Origin of the sequence: Fulvimarina uroteuthidis, from assembly GCF_034321785.1 — a bacterium.
Classification (GTDB): domain Bacteria; phylum Pseudomonadota; class Alphaproteobacteria; order Rhizobiales; family Rhizobiaceae; genus Fulvimarina; species Fulvimarina uroteuthidis.
The window spans coordinates 880568-899680 of sequence record NZ_JAXLPB010000001.1 but is presented as its reverse complement, the minus strand read 5'-3'; the positions used below and the strand labels follow the sequence as shown (position 1 = coordinate 899680).

Here is a 19113-nt window from a genome sequence, read left to right as displayed (position 1 = left end):
GTCCGGCTTCCTCTGTCAGTCACGCATCGTCAAAGATTTCGCGGTAGATCGATCTCAACTGTATATACGCCGTCCGCAATCCGACACAAGCCTCGTGCATTCTCGTGCCATCCCGCCTATATCCGGCGCGACAGACGAAGGAGCCCTGGAATTCCATGTCGCAAACCGCCCCCAAGACCGCCCCGATCCCCGTCACCGTGCTCACCGGCTATCTCGGTTCGGGCAAGACGACGCTCCTCAACCGGATTCTGTCGGAGGATCACGGGCGCAAATATGCCGTCATCGTCAACGAGTTCGGCGAGATCGGCATCGACAACGACCTCATCGTCGAGAGCGACGAGGAGATCTACGAGATGAACAATGGCTGCGTGTGCTGCACGGTGCGCGGCGATCTCGTGCGGGTGGTCGAGGGGTTGATGCGCCGCAAGGGCCGCTTCGACGCGATCCTCGTGGAGACGACGGGCCTTGCCGATCCCGTGCCGGTCGCCCAGACCTTCTTCATGGACGAAGACGTGCGCGCCAAGACCGAGCTCGACGCGGTGGTGGCGCTCGTCGATGCCAAGCACCTGCCGCTGCGGCTCAAGGATTCCCGCGAGGCCGAAGACCAGATCGCGTTCGCCGACGTCGTCCTTCTCAACAAGACCGATCTCGTGTCGGCGGACGAGCTGGCCAAGGTCGAGGCGACCATCCGGGCGATCAATCCCCATGCGGTGATCCACAGGACGATGCGCGCCGAGATCGACCTCGACAAGGTTCTCGGCCGGAAGGCTTTCGACCTGAAGCGCGTTCTCGATTCCGATCCGGCCTTCCTCGAAGAGGCCGCGCAGGCCCATGACGAGCATGTCTGCGGCCCCGATTGTGACCATGACCATGACCACGGGCACGGGCACGGGCACGACCATCACGACCATGGTCACCATGATCACGGCCATGCCCATGGCGGAGCGTCCGCGATCCACGACGTGACCGTGACGTCGATCTCGCTGCGGGCCGGCGAAATCGACCAGAAGGCGTTCTTTCCCTGGATCCAGGCCCTGACCCAGGAGCAGGGGCCGAACATCCTGCGCCTGAAGGGCATCATCGCCATCGCGAACGATCCCGACCGCTACGTCGTGCAGGGTGTCCACATGATCATCGAGGGCGACCACCAGCGGGCCTGGCGCGACGACGAGAAGCGGGAAAGCCGTCTCGTGTTCATCGGCCGCAATCTCGACCGGGCCGCGCTGGAGGCCGGATTCGCCGCCTGCGCCGCCTCGAATAGCGAGGCGTCGAGATAACGCGATGCCGTCCATTGCCCCTTACGATCTCGGCGAATTCGTCGAGCGCGCGGTCTTTCTGGACGATGCGCCCCTCTTCGCCCTTGCCGACGGAACCGTGCACATGCCTCTCAGCGGGGCGGGAAGCGTTCTGACCGCCCATGATGGCGGGCTTCTGACCGCCTCCCTCGATCGCTTTGCCAACCGTCTCCTCACCGGCGGCGAGGACGGCAAGGTGATGGCGATCGACGGGCAGGGCAGGGTGACGGAAATCGCCTCGATCGGTCGCAAATGGGTCAGCACCGTCGCCGGCGGACCGAACGACGTCGTGGGGTTCGGATCGGGCCGCACCGCCTATACGCGGATGACGGACGGCACGGTTCGCGAGGAGGTCTTTTCGCGCACCGTCGAGGGCATCGCGTTCGCGCCGAAGGGGCTGCGCGCGGCCGTTGCCCGCTATGACGGCGCTTCGCTCTACTTTCCCGCGACCGACGCCGAGCCGATCTTCATGGAATGGAAGGGCGCCCATATCGGCGTCACTTTCTCGCCGGACGGCAGGTTCCTCGTCACCACCATGCAGGAGAACGCCCTGCATGGCTGGCGGCTGTCGGACGGCAAGCACATGCGCATGACCGGCTATCCGGCGAAGGTGAAGGATTGGTCATGGTCCGCCAAGAACCGGTTCCTGGCCACCAGCGGCGCTCCCGCCGCCATCCTCTGGCCGTTCTCGGGCAAGGACGGTCCGATGGGAAAGGCGCCGCTCGAACTCGGCACCCGCGGCGATACGATGGTGACGAGCGTCGCCTGCCATCCGGCCGAGGACATGCTGGCCATCGGCTATCAGGACGGGATGATCCTCGCCGTGCGCTTCCAGGATTCCAAGGAAGCGCTGCTGCGGCGCGGCGGAACCGCGCCGGTTCGGACGCTGGCCTGGGACAAGGCGGGGCGACGTCTGGCGTTCGGGTCGGAAGCGGGAGAAGCCGGCCTCGTCGACATTGCCGGCTGAGCCCGGTTTCCGGCGCTCGCCGGGATCGTCCGGGCGCATCTTGCCCGACGAGGCGCGAGCCGGCGGGGCCCATCCCGACCTGACGCGCCGATGGCGGAACGATGCCGATCGGTGCGAACTGAAGCCGAATTGCCGATTTTCGGGGTGAAAGAGGCCCCGTAGACGCAGACAGGCCCGCCATGTCATTGAGGCAGGGCGCGGGATGTGCCATACCGCGCTTTTTGAAGCCTTGGGTGACGCGAACAATCGCACGCCGTGAACGAGGCATCCATCCTGCCTACCCAAGGACATACCATGTCACTGCCAATCATGAGCGCGCCGCTCTCGGCTGCCCTCACCGAGCGCGGCTATTCCGACCTCACCGACGTCCAGAGCGCCGTTCTCGAAGACAAGGCCGCCGGCCGCGATCTGCTCGTCTCCGCCCAGACCGGCTCCGGCAAGACCGTCGCCTACGGTATCGCCATGGCGCCGACCCTTCTCGGCGACGCCGAACGTTTCGACGAGGCCGGCGACCCGATGGCGCTGATCGTCGCGCCGACCCGCGAGCTTGCCATGCAGGTCACGAACGAACTCACCTGGCTCTATGCCAAGGCCGGCGCGAAGCTCGCGACCCTTGTCGGCGGCATGGACCCACGTGCCGAGCGCCGACGCCTCGCCCAGGGCGTACACATCGTCGTCGGCACGCCGGGCCGCCTGCGCGATCACCTGACGCGCGGCGCGCTGCAGATCGGCGCGCTCAAGGTCCTCGTCCTCGACGAGGCCGACGAGATGCTGAATCTCGGCTTCCGCGAGGATCTGGAGTTCCTGCTCCAGGCGACGCCGGCCTCGCGCCGCACGCTGCTGTTCTCGGCCACCCTGCCGCGCCCCATCGTGCAGATGACCAAGCGCTATCAGCAGGACGGGCACCGCATCGAGATCGCCAAGGGCACGAGCGGCCATGTCGACATCGAATATCGCGCCGTTCGCATCGCGCCCAACGAGGTCGAGCATGCGGTGACCAACGTCCTGCGCCAGGCCGAGACACCGAGCGCGATCGTGTTCTGCAACACGCGCGAGACCGTGCGGCACCTGTCCTCTGCACTGGCTGAGCGCGGCTTTTCCGCCGTGACCCTGTCGGGAGAACTCGGCCAGTCCGAACGAAACCAGGCGATCCAGGCTCTGCGCGATGGGCGTGCCCGCGTCTGCGTGGCGACGGATGTCGCCGCGCGCGGTCTCGATCTTCCGAGCCTCGGCCTCGTCATCCATGCCGACCTGCCGAGCGACGCCGAGACCCTGCAGCACCGTTCGGGCCGTACCGGCCGGGCCGGGCGCAAGGGCGTTTCGGTGCTTCTCGTGCCGATCTCGCGTCGCCGCAAGGCCGAACGCCTTCTTGCCGAAGCGCGCATCACGGCCACCTGGGGCGCGGCGCCCTCGGCCGACGAGATCCGCAAGGCCGACGAAGCGCGGCTTTTGGCCGACCCGATCTTTTCCGAAGAGCCGACGGAGGACGATGCGGCCACCGCCGCCCGGCTTCTCGAGGCCCATTCGCCGGAGGTTCTCGCCGCCACGCTGGTGCGCCAGTGGCGCGCCCGGCTGCCGTCGCCCGAAGACGTGTTCGATCCGAATTTCGGCCGCGACGCCAAGGCGGCGCATCAGGGCGGACGCGAGGGACGCGAGGAACGCGGGCCCAAGAAGCACGACCGCGACGGGCCGAGCACCTGGTTCCGCATGGATGTCGGCCGCAAGAACAATGCCGATCCGAAATGGATCCTGCCGCTTCTGTGCCGCCGCGGGAAGATCACGCGCCAGGAGATCGGCTCGATCAAGATCTTCGATCGCGAGACCAAGTTCGAGATCGCCGACAGCGTCGCCAAGCGCTTCGCAAAGGAGGCGGAGGTGAGCGAGGGAGACGACATCACGATCACGCTCGCGGACGGAGCGCCGACAGGCGGCGGCGACCGTGCAGGTCCGCGGGACGGCAAGCCTGGCGGCAAGCCGAAGTTCAACAAGCCGGAACATGGCGCCGGCGGCCCCTCGCGTCACAAGCCGCGCCGCCCCAAGGCCAAGCCCGGCCGGGACTGATCCCTGGAGCACCGTGCGTCTATCCGGACGCGCGGCGCTTTGGCTATCTCATGGATGTCAAGCGCCAGGATCTGCGAAAATCGATCCCGATCTTCGGGCCGATGCTCCTAGAGTCTGGCGAGCAGTTCGGCCTTCTTCGCTGCGAATTCCTCTTCGGTGAGGATGCCTTCGCTCCTGAGTTCGGCAAGGCCGCGCAGGAGCTGCATCGGGTCGCCGGCCGGCCTGTGCGATCCGCCGCCCGCCCCTTCAACGCCAGAGGTCCGGGGCATGCCGGACCGCTCGGGCACGGCCCTTTGCGACGAGAGCGGGGCACTCTCGCTGGCCGCGTTCATGGCCGATGTCAGAACCTCGCTCCTGATGTCCGGCTGGCCCGCGCCGAAGGATGCGGGGCTGCGGTCGTCGGCCGCAAAGGACGCGGCTTGCGACCTCGACGGGTCGGACGAGGGCGCGGGCGGTCGGCGCTCGCCGGATCGGTCGTCCTCGCCGCCCATCGCCCGCCGATCCTCGTGACCTTGAGCGGTTCGCTCGTTGCCGTCGCCGCCGTCGACGACAGGGAGATCGCGGGCTTCGACCGAACCGAGCTGGCTCGAAAAACGCAGCGACGATCCACTGCGCTGTTGCTGCGACACGCCGCCGATGCGGTGCTCGCCGGTGTCGTGGACCGTCAGTCTGCCACCGCTCTCGATGGCGAGGCGCGAGGTTGCCGGAAAGACGGCGTAGCGCACGCCGTTCTGGGCGCCGCTCGACGAGGGTTGGCCGAGATTGTCCGGCCACCACTGACCGGACGAGCCGAAGCCCGTGCCTGCGGGCGCGGGCGAGCGCATCGGCAGGTCGCCTCGGGACAATGCGCCGGAGACCCTGTCGGCGAGCGTTGCGACGCGGCTCTTCAACTGATTGTTGAACATGTCGCCGATCATCAGCATGCCGCCTGCCGACCATTGGCCGAACCCGCCGAACTCCGAATGGTTGAACTGCGCCATCGTGCCGTTACCGGCGCGCAGGGCGTCCGTCATCGCGCGCACGGCGTCCTCGGAAAAGCCGGTCTCGGACGCGATGCCTGCGATCTCCTTGGCGTCGGTCATGGGGTCGGGATCCTGTCATGTTCGAGAGGGGAATGCGGCGCTTGACGGTGTGCGCCCTCGTGCAAGGCATCCGGTCGGCGTCAGGCGCAGGCAATTCGGGCGCCCTGCCGCCACATCTGCGGCGTCTCGGCCGCCAGTGTCCGGTATATCAGGTGTCGAGGACGGCTTCCATGGCGCATGTGAAGCCGTCGGCGCCGTAGTTCAAGGTCAGGACGCCGTTGAATTCGGCGCTGAGCGATTGCTGGATGAGGCGGGAGCCGAAGCCCTTCTTCGAGGGCGCGACGACCACCGGCCCGCCGCTTTCGTGCCACCGGAACGTCATGGCGAATCCTTCGATGCTGCGCGGCTCCAGCGTCCAGCAGATCGCGACGATGCCTTCGTCGTTCGACAGGGCGCCGTATTTGGTCGCGTTCGTCGCAAGCTCGTGGAGCGCCAGGGAGAGGGCCAGCGCCTGCCTTGCGTTCAGCATGATCTGCGGACCGTCCCAGGTGAGACGGTGGGCACGGCCGGGCCGGTGCATGATCAGGGACTGCTCGACGACGTCGCCCATGGGCGCCGATGTCCAGCTCGTCTGCACGAGAATGTCATGCGCCTTGGAGAGGGCGGAAATCCGGGCGGAGAAGGCGTTGAGGCCGTCCTCGGGATTGGCGGCGCGCCGAAGCGTCTGGTTGGCGATCGCGATCACCATGGCCAGCGTGTTCTTGACCCGGTGCTGCAATTCGCCGGTCAGGAGAAGCTGGCGTTCTTCGGCGAGCTTTTCTTCGGTGACGTCGCGCACGGCGCCGACGAAGCGGACGGTCTTGCCGTTCTCCACGAGCGTCTGCCCGCTCGCATGGATATGGCGGACGATGTTGTCGTCGATTCCGATGGTGCGGTAGGAAATGTCGAAATCGGCCGGATCGTCCGGATCGAGCGTCGCGGCGACGGCTTCGCCGACCCGATCCCGGTCCTCGGGATGAAGGCCGCGCAGGAAGGTGCCCTCGTAGGTGACGGGCGCATCGCCCAGAATGCCGAACATGCCCCGGCAGCGCTCGTCCCAGACGAGCTTGCCCTGCACGAGATCGTAGTCGAACGTGCCGATCTCCGCGGCCTCATGGGCAAGGCGCAAGCGCGCCTCGGTCTCCACCAGCGCCAGCTCGGCGCGTCTGCGCCGCGTATAGGTCCACGAGCGCGACAGGATCTCGCGGATGAAGCCGATATCGTCCTGCGACCAGGCGCGCGGCTTGTCGTTGTGGACGTAGAAGATCATCCGCACCGTGCCGTTCTCGACGACGGTGATGTTGACGAGCGAACGGATGGAAATGGCTGCGAAGCGCTTGGCCGAGCCGGCCGTCACCGGATGCTTGCCGATGTCGTCGATGGTGAGGAGCCCGCCGGAGAGGGACGAATAGAACGACTTGCCGAAATCGTTGAGGTCGAACCGCCCGGTCAGGGCGCCGACGCCGTCCGCCGTCCATTCGTTGACGATCCGGGCGGTGACGCCGTCGGCCTCCACGGAGGCGTAGCCGACGCGGGCGACGCCCAGCGTCTCGCCGAGGATCGACAGGGCATTCATCGAATATTCGTTCGGTCCGATCTCCTTCAGCAGATCGTCGCCCAGACGCAGGAGCGCGCTCTGGCGAAGTCCACGCTCCTTCTCGAAGGTGATGTCGACGACGGCGCCGGGAAACCGCACCGGACGCCCGGCTTCGTCCATGAAACACCGGCCGCGGGTGAACACCCACCGCACGCGGCCCTCCGTATCGATGGTCCGATATTCCTGGACGAGGGGGTCGCCGGTCTCGGACGCCTCGCGAATGGCCGCCGTCACGCGCTCGCGGTCGTCGGGATGGACCCCGTCGAGGAAGGCGGACAATGTCGCGCCCGCTTCGGCGACGTCCGGCGGGATGCCGAAGACGGAGGCGAACCGCGCATCGGCCCAGATCTTGCCGCGTTCCAGGTCCCAGTCGAAGGTTCCGACGATCGCGGAGGCGTCGAGGGCCAGTTGCAGGCGCTCGCGGCTGGTCCGGAGTTCCTTCTGGGCCTCGATTTCGCGGGTGCGGTCCCGCAGGATCTTGATATAGCCGACCGCCTCTTCGTCGTCCCCGTAAAGCGGCATCATCTCGCCCGAGGCGAAGAAGCGCGAGCCGTCCGCCTTGAGGTGCCAGCGCTCGTCCCGCGCCTTTCCCTCGCCGAGGGACAGCCGCATCTCCAGCCCGTGAATGTCGGCTTCGACATCCTGCGGCGTGAAGATCGTCGCGATGGAGCGCCCGACGACCTGGCGCGCCGACCAGCCGAGCACCATTTCGGCCGCATCGTTCCAGGTGGTGATCGTTCCGTTCAGGTCGGTCGCGATGATGGCATAGTCGACGGCGCTCTCGACGATCAGCCGATAGACGTCGTCATGGCGCTTGGGGGACGTACGCCGGCTCTGCAAAACTGTCGCGGCTTCCGGCGGCCGATCCGCACTGCGTGCGAGCTCGGCTTCCATGCGCGACAGCCGCAGGCGCAGATCCTCGTTCTCGGCCTGGAGCGAGGCGAGGCGATGGTCCTGGGCTAAACTCATGGTCCGTTGTTCCGTCAGCCTGAGCCTCTCAAATCGGCTCGAGAGGGCCTGTATCCCTTCAGGCAGCGATCCAGGCGAACATAAACGCGATTTGGTCGGGAGCCAAACGGAAACATCGGACAGATAAAGCTTTTTCGCAAAACGGCATCCGCTCTGCGTGCACGCCGCCTAGGCGGCGACGCCGACGCGCTGGGAAAGCTGGAGCGCGCGGGTGGCGCGCGAACCTGCCGCCCGACCCGTGCCGACGATCAGGCCGCCGGCGGCGCTGAGCGCGCCGGCCTTCAGTTCGAGCGCCAGCAGCCGGTGCTGCTCGAAGGGGCCGGGCATGGCGAGCCGCGCGGTCGACGCGCAGGAAAAACCGAACCGGGCATAATAGGCCGGATCGCCGACGAGGAGGATCGCGCCGTGGCCGAGACGCTTCGCCTCGCCGACCGCGTGCCGCATCAGGGCGCCGCCGAGGCCGAGACCCTGGGCCGAGGGCTCGATCGCCAGCGGGCCGAGCAGCAAGGCTGCGACGGGTGCGCCGTCGCGCGTGCCGGCGGCGACGTGCCAGAGGCGAAGCGTGCCGAGGAGGGACTGATCGAGCCCGGTGGCCGCAAAGGCGAGGCCATCGGCGGGCAGGCGGCCGCGCCGGATGACTTCGGAGGACTTGCGCACCCGTCCCGGCCCCATGGCGCGGTCGAGCAGCGCCTCGCGCGCCGGCACATGGGCCGGAGTCTCGGCGGTGATGACGTAGCCGGCGGCGGGCAGGGCGGCCGGGACGAGGACGCGCAGCGCCTCGATGGAGGACGCGGCGAGATCGGACGGAGAAACGTGAAGCATGGCAACCACCCATCGGGACAAGGCGGTGAAGGACAGCCATATCCCGGAACGGGCATGGCGCGCGGGTACGAGAACCCGGCGCGCCGAGGCGCCGGGTCAGTCGAGATCGCTTCGTCGTCGAAGCATGACGGTCGGAAGCCCCATGATCAGATCACGTAGGACGCCAGCGGCTCGAAGCCGTTGAAGGCGACGGCCGAGTAGGTGGTGGTGTAGGCGCCCGTGCCTTCGATCAGAACCTCGTCGCCGATCGTGAGTGCGATCGGCAGCGGATAGGGCTTCTTCTCGTAGAGCACGTCGGCCGAATCGCAGGTCGGGCCGGCGAGGACGCAGGGCGCCGTCTCGCCACCGTCGCGCTTGGTGCGGATCGGGTAGCGGATCGCTTCGTCCATGGTCTCGGCCAGGCCGCCGAACTTGCCGATGTCGAGATAGACCCAGCGGTTCTCGTCCGTGTCCGACTTGCGCGAGACGAGCACGACCTCGGCCTTGATGACGCCGGCATCGCCCACCATGCCGCGGCCCGGCTCGATGATGGTCTCGGGCAGACGGTTGCCGAAATGCTTCTTCAGGCTCTGGAAGATCGCGGTGCCGTAGGCCTGCGCGGTCGGAACGTCCTTGAGGTAGCGCGTCGGGAAGCCGCCGCCCATGTTGACGAGCGTCAGCACGATGCCCCGCTTCTCCAGCGCCTCGAACACGAACTTGGCGTCGGCGATGGCCGCGTCCCAGGCATTCGTGTCCGTCTGCTGCGACCCGACATGGAACGAGATGCCGGTGGCGCGCAGGCCGAGATCGCGGGCATGGGTCAAAACGTCGATCGCCATCGCCGGCACGCAGCCGAACTTGCGCGACAGTGGCCATTCGGCGCCTTCGCCATTGGTGAGGACGCGGCAGAACACGCGTGCGCCGGGGGCGGCGCGGCCGATTTTCTCGACCTCCTCGACGCAATCGACGGCGAACAGCGAAACGCCGAGCATGTGGGCGGCTGCCACGTCACGCTCTTTCTTGATGGTGTTGCCGAACGAGATGCGGTCGGGACCGGCACCGGCGGCAAGCGCCATCTTCACTTCCGCGAGCGAGGCGCAGTCGAAGTTCGAGCCGAGCGAGGCGAGGAGCTTGAGGACTTCCGGCGCCGGGTTCGCCTTGACGGCGTAGAAGATCGACGAGTCGGGCAGCGCCTTGCGGAAGGCGTTGAAATTGTCCTCGACCACGTTCAGGTCCACGACGAGGCAAGGGCCGTCGGTCGGATTGGCGGCGAGGAAATCGATGATGCGCTGTGAGGCCATGGTAGGCTCTCCCATAAACCAGGCGGCCCGGATCTCACCGGGCGGGTCGACGAGGACGAGACGCGATGTTGCGTTGCCGACAAGGGGCGTCGGAGACGCCCGTTTTCGGTTCATGCAGATCGCGCGACGCGATGGGTCCGGAAACGGCACAGGATGCGAGCCGGCTCAGGGTATCGGTCTGCCATGGATTGGAGGGCTTGGACCCGCCGCACGTCAGGCAAGGAAGGTGTGCCTCTGCAGTATTCCCGGGTTTGGACACCGGGAGAGACCAGAAAGGCCCGGACCGTCGTTGCTTCAGGCGTCCTCGGAATTCGCGCGGCTCGCGATTCCGACTGGGTGTGTTACGTCCAGGTACCGTCCCGGTTCATCCTCGCTATCGTGAGGACCGGGGGACGCCAATGGGCACGTGCGACATTGGGCAAAACTGCAAATAGAGACGCGCGTTGTCATACGCAAGGAGAAATTTCGCCTACCATCAAATTTAGGGATTCGGTTGATTTCCCCGTCAAAATCACCTTAGCGAATGGGCCGTACTTCAAGAAGGAATTCGTCGTGGACACCCTGACGCGAATGCGCGCCTTCATGGCGGTCGTCGAGAACGAGGGCTTTTCGGCGGCGGCCCGCAAGACCGGCCGCTCGAAGGCGCTCCTGTCCAAATATGTGCGCGAGCTCGAAGACGAGATCGGGGTGCTTCTCATCAACCGGACCACGCGCCAGGTGGCGCTGACGGCGGCCGGCGAAGTCTACATGGCGCGGGCCGGCCAGCTTCTCGGCGACATCGAGACGCTCAACGAGGCGGCGCGGGAAGCCACCGGCGAGGCCCGGGGCCTCATCCGCGTCAGCGCCGCGCGCACGTTCGGCGACGCCCATCTCGGCCTCAGCCTCGTCGACTTCGCGGTGGAGCATCCCGACATCAGCCTCGACATCAATCTCGACGACGGCTTCGTCGATCTCGTCAACGAGGGCTTCGATGTCGCGATCCGCATGACGCGGCTGGCCGATTCCGCCCTGATCGCGCGGCGGCTGGCCTCCCTCGACTTCAGCGTGGTCGCAAGCCCCGATCTCCTGAAGCGGCTCGGCAAGCCGACCCACCCCTCGCAGATCCCGAACTATCCGGTGGTCATCGATTCCAATGCGCGGATCTTCACCTCCTGGATGTTCCGCGATCCCGACACCGGCCAGTCCCTGCCGGTGCAGGTCGCCGGCCAGTTCACCGCGAACAGTCCGGTGACCGTGCGAGCCGCAGCGATCGCCGGCCTCGGCCTTGCGCTCTCGCCCACCTTCGTCGTGCGCGACGACGTGAAGGCCGGACGCCTCGTCAACGTCCTGTCGGAGTACATGGAGAGCGAAGCCGGCATCTACGCCGTCTTCCCCCACCGCCGCCACCTGCCGGCCCGCGTGCGTCTGTTCGTGGATTATCTGGCCGCCTGGTTCAAGAAGAACGAACTCGTTCTGACCCGCGACGCCGACGGCGCGATGCCCTGACGCCCGGTCCCGGCCGGGTGGTCTCGACCGGGCCGGGCACCGTTCGAAGACACAGCTTCTCCTTCCTTTTATCAGGCAAGCGAACCATCTGCGTTCGGGCCGGCTCGGCGCGGGGACAGTTTCACGCCTCCCGCGCCTGTCGTCGGCAAACGACAAACCTAGAAAGAGAGTGGACCCGTCCATGACCGCCGCATTGTTTCAGCCGCTCGAAATCGGCTCTCTCACCTTGCCCAACCGCATCGTTGTCGCGCCCATGTGCCAGTATTCGGCCGAAAACGGTTCGGCGAGCGACTGGCACATGATGCATCTGGGCTCGCTCAGCCTGTCGGGCGCGGGCCTGCTGATCCTGGAGGCGACGGGGGTTTCGCCGGAGGCGCGCATCACCGCCTGGGATCTCGGGCTCTATTCGGACGAGAACGAAGCCGCGCTCGCTCAGGTCATCGCGGCTGTCAGGGTCCATTCCGACATGCCGCTGGCCATTCAGCTCGCCCATGCCGGCCGCAAGGCATCGAGTGCGAAGCCCTGGGACGGGGGCCATCAGATTCCGGCGACCGACCCGATGGGCTGGCGCACGCGCGCCCCGTCCGCCGTACCCCATTCCGATGGCGAGGAGGCTCCCGAGGCCCTCGACGCGGACGGCCTGAAAAAGGTCGTCGACGATTTCGTCGCCGCCGCCCGGCGCAGCGTCCGTCTCGGCCTTCAGGGCATCGAACTGCACGCCGCCCACGGCTATCTCCTGCACCAGTTCCTCTCGCCGATCGCCAACAGGCGCGATGATGCCTATGGCGGATCGCAGGAGAACCGGATGCGCTTCCCGCTCGAGGTCTTCGACGCGGTGAAGGCGGCGGTCCCGGCCGACGTTCCGGTCTGGGTTCGCGTTTCGGCCAGCGACTGGGTCGAGGGCGGCTGGGACATCGACGGGACGATCGCCTTTTCCAAGGCGCTCGAGGCGCGCGGATGCGCGGCGATGCACATATCGTCCGGCGGGGTGTCGCCGCTCCAGTCCATTCCGATCGGACCCGGCTATCAGGTTCACTTCGCCGAGGCGGTGAAGAAGGCCGTCTCGATCCCCGTCATGGGCGTCGGTCTCATCACCGAGGCGCAGCAGGCAGAACAGGTGCTTCAGGCCGGTCAGGCCGACGCGGTCGCGCTCGCCCGCGCCATGCTCTACGACCCGCGCTGGCCCTGGCATGCCGCGGCCGAACTCGGGGCGAGCGTGACCGCGCCGCCGCAATATTTCCGCTGCCAGCCGCACGGGCTGAACCAGCTCTTCCACGCCGCCAGCCACGGCCAGCGATAGACGCTGTCGCCGAGCGGGGAATGCGCCGCCGCCGTGCGTTCCCCGACGGCCAGCCCCGACGCCTGTTTCATTCGGCGCCGCCGGCCTTGCCGCCGCACGGCGGGCGCAAGAGGCGTTCAGCCCCGCGGCGCTTCGCCCTTGTTCGTCGATCCGGCGTCCTCATGGCCGCCGACGAAGATCGCGAACCTGCGGGTCGGCTCGAAACGCGAGCAGACGATGACGATCATCGCCGTCAGCGGCACGGCGAGAAGCCCGCCCGCCACGCCCCAGATCCATCCCCAGAACAGGAGCGAGAGGATGATGGTGATCGGCGGCATCGATACGCCCTTCGACTGCAGCATCGGATAGACGAAATTGCTGATGAACAGTTGCAGGACGACGAATCCGGAGAAGACGACGAGCGGCATCACCCAGCCGCCATACTGGATGAAGGCGTAGAGGGTGGGCGGAAGGATGCCGATGATGTTGCCGATGACGGGGATGAAGTTCAGGAGAAAGTTGAGAATGCCCCAGATCACCGCCAGATCGAGGCCGAGGACGAGGGCCCAGGCGAAGGATGCAACGCCGGTGATCAGGCTCGCCAGGGTCGTCATGGCGAGATAGCGGCGCAGGCTCGCGGCCATTTCCGCGACGGTCCTGGACATTACGCGATTGTCTTCGAACTCGTATTCATGCCTGAACTTGTGGGCGAGCTTGGGCACCTCCGGAAATCCCAGGATGACGATGACCGCGACGATGCCCGTATAGCTGAGAACGCTGTAGGCATCGCCGAGGACCGCCCGGATCATGGACAGGATCCGCTGGAAGGCGCTCGATCCGTCGGGCAGGCTTGGCAGGCCGTTCTCGCTCGCCCATTGCGAATAGCTCTCGAACAGCGTCCGGAATTCGCCCTCCCGGCCCGCGAAGTTCTGCACCACCTGCGAGAGCGCGTAGGCGGTGATGCCGAAGAAGGTCAGGAGACCGGCGATCAGGATGATGATCGTCGCCGCATAGCTGACCGCCGGCGGACCGAGCCTGTCGGCCCAGGTCTTGATCGGCCAGGCCGACGCGATGATGCAGAAGGAGACGACGATCGGCATGAGCACCGGGTAGCCGATCTTGACGGCTGCGATCGTCAGGATGATGGCGATCACCGCCAGAAGACGGTTTCGGATGAATTCGGCTTGCATCGGCATCCAGTTCAAATCGTCGGGGCATAGAGGGCGCGCCGTTCGGATGATGCCCGTACCTGGGCAGTGCGGATGTCCGTGGGGCGGATCCGGCGGCGTATTTCGACGGGCGTGTGAGGATGCAACGATCCATCGCGCCGCAAAGTTGCTTCCATCCGACAAGCCGTGCCCGCGAACGATTGCCCGTCAGAGAACGGTGAAGCCGTGGGCGAACGGGTCCCGGTCGTCGATGAAGATCGTGTTGATGCCGGTCTGGCGTGCCCATCCGGCGACGGACGGAACGATCGCCGCTCGTGTCCCGACCATCGTCTCGGCCTCGACGCGGCCCTTGAACAGCGAGCCGATGATCGATTCGTGGACGAACGCGTCGCCGACCTTCAGCCTGCCCTTGGCGGCAAGCTGGGCCATCCGCGCCGAGGTGCCGGTCCCGCACGGGCTGCGGTCGATCGCCTTGTCGCCGTAGAAGACCGCGTTGCGCGCATCGGCGTCCGGGCGACGCGCCTTGCCGGTCCACAGGATGTGGCTGAGGCCCCTGATCTCGGGGTGCAGCGGATGAACGAATTCGTAACGTTCGTTGAGCGCTGCGCGCAGGCGCGGGGAATGGCCGATGAGGTCGCCCGCCGAAAAATCCTCGATATCGCGAAAGTTCCTTTGAGGCTCGACAATGGCGTAGAAATTGCCGCCATAGGCGACATCGACGACGATTTCGCCGAGGCCTTCGACCTCCACCGCAAGATTTTCCGAGTGCAGAAAGCCGGGCACGTTGGTGAGCCGGACCTCTTCCACGAACCGGCCCTCCTGCCGATAGACGATGTCGACCCGGCCGGCCGGCGTGTCGAGGGCGAGGCGGCCGGGCGTGCGCGGACTGACGAGCCCGTTCTCGATCGCCATGGTCACCGTGCCGATGGTGCCGTGGCCGCACATGGGCAGGCAGCCCGAGGTTTCGATGTAGAGAACGCCGACATCGCAATCCTCGCGCGTCGGCGGATAGAGGATCGAGCCCGACATCATGTCGTGGCCGCGCGGCTCGAACATCAGCCCCTGTCGGATCCAGTCGTAGTGCGCGATGAAATGCGCGCGCTTGTCCAGCATGGTCGCGCCCTTGAGGAACGGCGCGCCGCCGGTGACCAGCCGCACGGGATTGCCGCATGTGTGGCCGTCGAGACAGGAAAAGGTGTGGCTCGCCATCGGGTTCGTCCGTCAAAAGCGCTGGGGTGAGAAGGGTGAAAGGTCGATCGGCGGGGTCCGGTCCGTCAGAAGGTCGGCGACGAGCCGTGCGGTGCCTGCCGACTGGGTGAGGCCGAGATGGCCGTGGCCGAAGGCGTAGACGACGCGGGAGGTGGCCTTCGCGTGGCCGATCGCCGGCAGGCTGTCGGGAAGGGACGGGCGAAAGCCCATCCATCGCTGACCGCCGTCCGTCTTCAGGCCGGGCAGGAACCGCTTCGCCTTCCGCAGCATGGCGTCCGCCCGCGCGTAGTTCGGTGGACGGTCAAGGCCCCCGAACTCGACGGCGCCGCCGACGCGCACGCCGCTCGAAAGGTTCGAGACGACGAAGCCGTGGCCGCCGAAGGTGATCTGGGTGCGAAGATCGAAGGCGCCGGAGGGAAGGCTGGTATTGTAGCCCCGCTCGGTCTCCAGCGGGATCGTCTCGCGCAGCGATCTGGCGATCCGGTGCGAGAAGGCGCCGGCCGCCAGCACGATTTTCGCCCCCGTGACGATGCCGGACCCGGTCTCGACCGCGACATGGTCTTCGCGGGGGACGAGCCGGGCGACGTCGCGGCGTTCGATCGTGCCGCCGGACGCTTCGAACCTGCGTGCGAGCGCAAGGACATAGTCCGACGGATCGGCGATCGAATACCATTCCGGCGTGAACGTCCCGCGCCGGAAGTGCGACGAAAGGCCGGGCTGGATGTCCCTCATCTCCTGCGCCGTCAGATGGCCGAACGCGATGCCGTGCCGCTCGCGGGCGACCCAGCCGGGAAGCGAGGCCTCGAACTCGGCCTCGCTCTCGTAGACCTCCAGATTGCCGTTCCTGCGCAGCATGTCACGGGTGCCGGTCGCCTGCATGAAGGGTTCGAGCTCGGCCTTCGAGAGCGCCATCAGCGCGGTCTGGGCGCGGGTGGCAAGCGCGAAACGCCGGGGTGAGGAGGCGCGGGCAAAGCGCAGCATCCAGGGCGTGACGGCGAGCGCGTAGGATGGGGGAATGCTCAGCGGGCCGAGCGGATCGATGAGCCATCGCGGCGCCTTGCGGATGATGCCGGGAGAGGCCAGCGGCAGGATGTCGGTGAACGCGAACGCGCCGGCATTGCCCGAAGATGCGCCGGCCGCCGGGCCTTCCCGGTCGAGGACGGTGACCTGCAGCCCGCGCGCCTGCGCGGCCAGCGCCGCCGACAGGCCGATGACGCCGGCCCCGACGACGACGATATCGGCGCGATGATCTCGTTGACCGGTACGGATGGTACGATCCCTTTCGATCGGGAAGCCCGAGCCCTGGTGCGTGCGCCATGAATCACCGGCACGCCGTTCGTGTTGTTCGAGGATGGGCCGGGCCCTTCCCGGGCTTCGGTCCGACATGTGTCGTTCCCGTCGGGCGCCGGCCCGGACCCCGTCCCAAAGAGGATCGGAACCCCTCGCGGCGCGCGGCACCTCAGGCGGCGCGCCCGACCTGTTCCACCGAATTCTCCTTTGCCCATTCGCCGTACCAGCGCTGGAACAGGGCGAACTGCGCCTCCACATAGCCACGCTGGCTGTCGCTCAGGGCATCGGTCTCGTTGAAGTGCAGCCGGTACTCCTCTTCACCCTTCAGGACCATCATGTGCTTGAAGTAGAGCACGAGGTCCGGGCCTTCGTCGAATGAAGAAAGTACGGCCAGCGCCTTGTCCAGCTCTTCGGCCGCGCGGCGTGCGGCGACGCTGCCGCGCGCCGCTTCCCGCGACAGCGCGCACAGGTGCAGAACCTCCTTCGGCAGGACGTTGCCGATGCCGGTGATGGCGCCGGTCGCCCCGCAATTGACGAAGCCGTGCACCACGGCCGTATCGACGCCGATCATCAGGGAGACGTCGTCGTCGCGGCTGGTGATCGTCTCGGCCGCGTAGCGCAGGTCTTCGAAGCCGCCGAATTCCTTGAACCCGCAAAGGTTCGGATGCTCCTCGCGCAGGGCGAAGAACAGGTCGGCCCGCGTGGCGAACCCGTAATAGGGGCTGTTGTAGATCACGGCCGGAAGGTCGGGCGCGGCCGAGAGGATCGCCTTGAAATGGGCCTTCTGGGCGGCCGGCGCGCTGCCGCGCGACAGCACGCGCGGAATCACCATGAGGCCCTTCGCCCCGACCTTCTGGGCATGGGCCGCGTGGGCGCTCGCAAGCCGGGTGTTCATCGCCCCGGTTCCGACGATCACGGGCACGCCGGCCTCCACCAGCCGGCAAACCCCCGTCATGCGCTCCTCGTCCGTCAGGAGCGGCCAGTCGCCCATGGAGCCGCAATAGACGACCGCGGACATGCCGGCGGCGATCAGCTCCTTGCCCTTCTTCACCAGCGCATCGAAATCCGGCGTGCGGTCGGGCGTGCACGGGGTCATCAGGGCGGGAACGGTACCGGTGAAGATGTCGGCTTTCATGGCTGGACCTTTTCGTGGATCGGCTGCGGCGAACCGGTGGCGGCAGGGCACCCGGCCTCGCGTCGCGTCCAGGATACGCTATTGTATTATGTCTGTCGACAATGTGCGAGGCGCCATCACGAACTTGCTACAGGGTGATGTCGAGCTCGCCGCCGCGTGCCAGGAGCGTCCGGATCTGGTCGACGATCTGCTCGCCGTGACGTTTCGCGAGCCGGTCGCAGGTTTCGAGATCGCGCGCCTCGATCGCGGCGATCATCGCCTCGTGCTCGTCGACGAAGCGCTGCGGAAGCCGGTCCTGGTAGGAATTGTAGTAGATCCGCAGGATCCGCCGTCCATCGTCCATCAGCCGACTGAACAGGCCGTGAAAGTAGGGGTTTCGCCCGGCCTGCGAGATGGCGAGGTGAAATGCCTGGTTCGTCGCGATCATCGCCAGCGCGTTCTGCGCCTCGACGGCCTGCCGGAAGACCGTCTGCCGCGCGCGGATCGTGGCAAGGTCTGCGGCCTCGTGATGTGTCGCGGCAAGCCGGGTCGTGACACGGTACATCAGGACGAGCGCGTCGAAGAAGGTGTGGAGATTGAGATAGTCGATGGTCGACACCATGCTCGAACGGTTCGGCAGGGTGGTGACCAGCCCTTCGCTGGCAAGCCGCACCAGGGCTTCGCGGATCGGCGTGCGGGACACCTCGAAGCGGGCGGCGAGGCTTACCTCGTCGATTGCGCTGCCCGGCGGCAGGACGAGATCGAGAATCTCGTTCCGCAGCAGATCGTAGACCTGTTTCGAGCCGGAACCGCGCTTTCGCTCCATGACCGCCCTTCCGACCCGCGTTGCAACCCGTCGCGCAGGACCCGACCCGTCCTGCCGGACAGGCGCGCCTCGCCGCTCTCCTGAGAGCCATCTTGCATCAATTCAGACGCACGATCCTCTAGCCATGTTTTCGATGTCGCGCATCAGGCTTTCCGAAAACCGCTTGTTCGGGCGATGCTCCAAAGGGCCGCGCCGGCACCCGAAAGGCTGCCACCCGGTCCCGGATCGCGCGCAGCCCGTGTCACGGCGAACGTCGGCCGGCCCGCAGACGAAAACGCCCGGCTGCGTGGCGCAACCGGGCGTTCGTCATGCCGCGTCGATGGGTCGGCGCGCCTACTGCGCGCTGCTGATCCAGGATGCGAGTTTCGACTTGGACTGGGCACCCATGAGCGTGTCCTTGTGCTCGCCGTCCTTGAAGATCATCAGGGTTGGGATCGAGCGGATGCCGAACTGGACGGCCAGTTCCTGGTTCTCGTCGATATTGACCTTGACGATGTCGACGCCGTCGTTCTCTTCCGAAATCTCTTCGAGGCTCGGCGCGATCATCTTGCACGGGCCACACCATTCGGCCCAGAAATCGACGACGACGGGCTTGGAGGCGCCCAGCACCTCGGTCTGGAAATTGTCCTTGGTGACGGTCTTCGTGGCCATGTTCGGCTCCAGTTCAATTCATCGTTGTCGGTTCATTT

15 protein-coding genes are annotated in these 19113 nt (G+C 66.7%); 5 read left to right on the top strand and 10 right to left on the bottom strand.

Annotated elements, in window-relative coordinates; genetic code table 11:
- Positions 1-155 precede the first annotated feature (155 nt).
- The 3 genes from U0C82_RS04150 to U0C82_RS04140 all read left to right on the top strand — a co-directional run bounded on the left by U0C82_RS04150 (position 156) and on the right by U0C82_RS04140 (position 4323).
- A complete protein-coding gene (locus U0C82_RS04150; protein ID WP_322185790.1) occupies positions 156-1277 on the top strand; it encodes a CobW family GTP-binding protein in 1122 nt (373 codons plus the stop codon).
- 4 nt (positions 1278-1281) lie between these two features.
- Positions 1282-2262 (top strand): WD40 repeat domain-containing protein, encoded by a 981-nt coding sequence (locus U0C82_RS04145; RefSeq protein WP_322185789.1) that lies wholly within the window; start codon positions 1282-1284, stop codon positions 2260-2262.
- Positions 2263-2556: 294 nt separating this feature from the next.
- Entirely contained in the window at positions 2557-4323 is a 1767-nt protein-coding gene (locus U0C82_RS04140) for a DEAD/DEAH box helicase (RefSeq protein ID WP_322185788.1), read from the top strand.
- Between the two features lie 107 nt (positions 4324-4430).
- Here the strand turns inward: U0C82_RS04140 and U0C82_RS04135 are convergent, their stop codons facing one another.
- The 4 genes from U0C82_RS04135 to U0C82_RS04120 form a co-directional block, all read right to left on the bottom strand.
- Positions 4431-5405, bottom strand: coding sequence for an SHOCT domain-containing protein (locus U0C82_RS04135; protein WP_322185787.1), 975 nt, complete (start codon positions 5403-5405; stop codon positions 4431-4433).
- Positions 5406-5553: 148 nt separating this feature from the next.
- Positions 5554-7950, bottom strand: a complete 2397-nt coding sequence (locus U0C82_RS04130; RefSeq protein ID WP_322185786.1) for a PAS domain-containing sensor histidine kinase — start codon at positions 7948-7950, stop codon at positions 5554-5556.
- 168 nt (positions 7951-8118) lie between these two features.
- Positions 8119-8772, bottom strand: a complete 654-nt coding sequence (locus tag U0C82_RS04125; RefSeq protein ID WP_322185785.1) for a GNAT family N-acetyltransferase — start codon at positions 8770-8772, stop codon at positions 8119-8121.
- Between the two features lie 146 nt (positions 8773-8918).
- The gene (locus tag U0C82_RS04120) at positions 8919-10052 is read right to left on the bottom strand and encodes a type III PLP-dependent enzyme (protein ID WP_322185784.1); all 1134 of its coding nucleotides are present in this window, start codon (positions 10050-10052) and stop codon (positions 8919-8921) included.
- Between the two features lie 552 nt (positions 10053-10604).
- Between U0C82_RS04120 and U0C82_RS04115 the strand changes: the two genes are divergently transcribed.
- Together U0C82_RS04115 and U0C82_RS04110 are read left to right on the top strand one after the other, a co-directional pair.
- Positions 10605-11537: a LysR family transcriptional regulator gene (locus tag U0C82_RS04115; RefSeq protein ID WP_322185783.1), complete on the top strand. Its 933-nt coding sequence runs from the start codon at positions 10605-10607 to the stop codon at positions 11535-11537.
- A 181-nt stretch (positions 11538-11718) separates the two neighbouring features.
- A complete protein-coding gene (locus tag U0C82_RS04110; RefSeq protein WP_322185782.1) occupies positions 11719-12837 on the top strand; it encodes an NADH:flavin oxidoreductase/NADH oxidase in 1119 nt (372 codons plus the stop codon).
- A gap of 116 nt (positions 12838-12953) precedes the next feature.
- Here U0C82_RS04110 and U0C82_RS04105 read toward each other — a convergent pair whose 3' ends face one another.
- From U0C82_RS04105 to trxA, 6 genes are all read right to left on the bottom strand, one after another.
- Positions 12954-14012, bottom strand: a complete 1059-nt coding sequence (locus U0C82_RS04105; protein ID WP_322185781.1) for an AI-2E family transporter — start codon at positions 14010-14012, stop codon at positions 12954-12956.
- 180 nt (positions 14013-14192) lie between these two features.
- Positions 14193-15194 (bottom strand): 4-hydroxyproline epimerase, encoded by a 1002-nt coding sequence (locus U0C82_RS04100; protein WP_322185780.1) that lies wholly within the window; start codon positions 15192-15194, stop codon positions 14193-14195.
- 12 nt (positions 15195-15206) lie between these two features.
- The gene (locus U0C82_RS04095; RefSeq protein WP_322185779.1) at positions 15207-16580 is read right to left on the bottom strand and encodes an NAD(P)/FAD-dependent oxidoreductase; all 1374 of its coding nucleotides are present in this window, start codon (positions 16578-16580) and stop codon (positions 15207-15209) included.
- Positions 16581-16653: 73 nt separating this feature from the next.
- Entirely contained in the window at positions 16654-17619 is a 966-nt protein-coding gene (locus U0C82_RS04090; protein WP_322185778.1) for a dihydrodipicolinate synthase family protein, read from the bottom strand.
- Between the two features lie 127 nt (positions 17620-17746).
- Positions 17747-18424, bottom strand: coding sequence for a GntR family transcriptional regulator (locus U0C82_RS04085; protein ID WP_322185777.1), 678 nt, complete (start codon positions 18422-18424; stop codon positions 17747-17749).
- Positions 18425-18757: 333 nt separating this feature from the next.
- A complete protein-coding gene (gene trxA, locus U0C82_RS04080) occupies positions 18758-19075 on the bottom strand; it encodes a thioredoxin (protein WP_322185776.1) in 318 nt (105 codons plus the stop codon).
- Positions 19076-19113 lie beyond the last annotated feature (38 nt).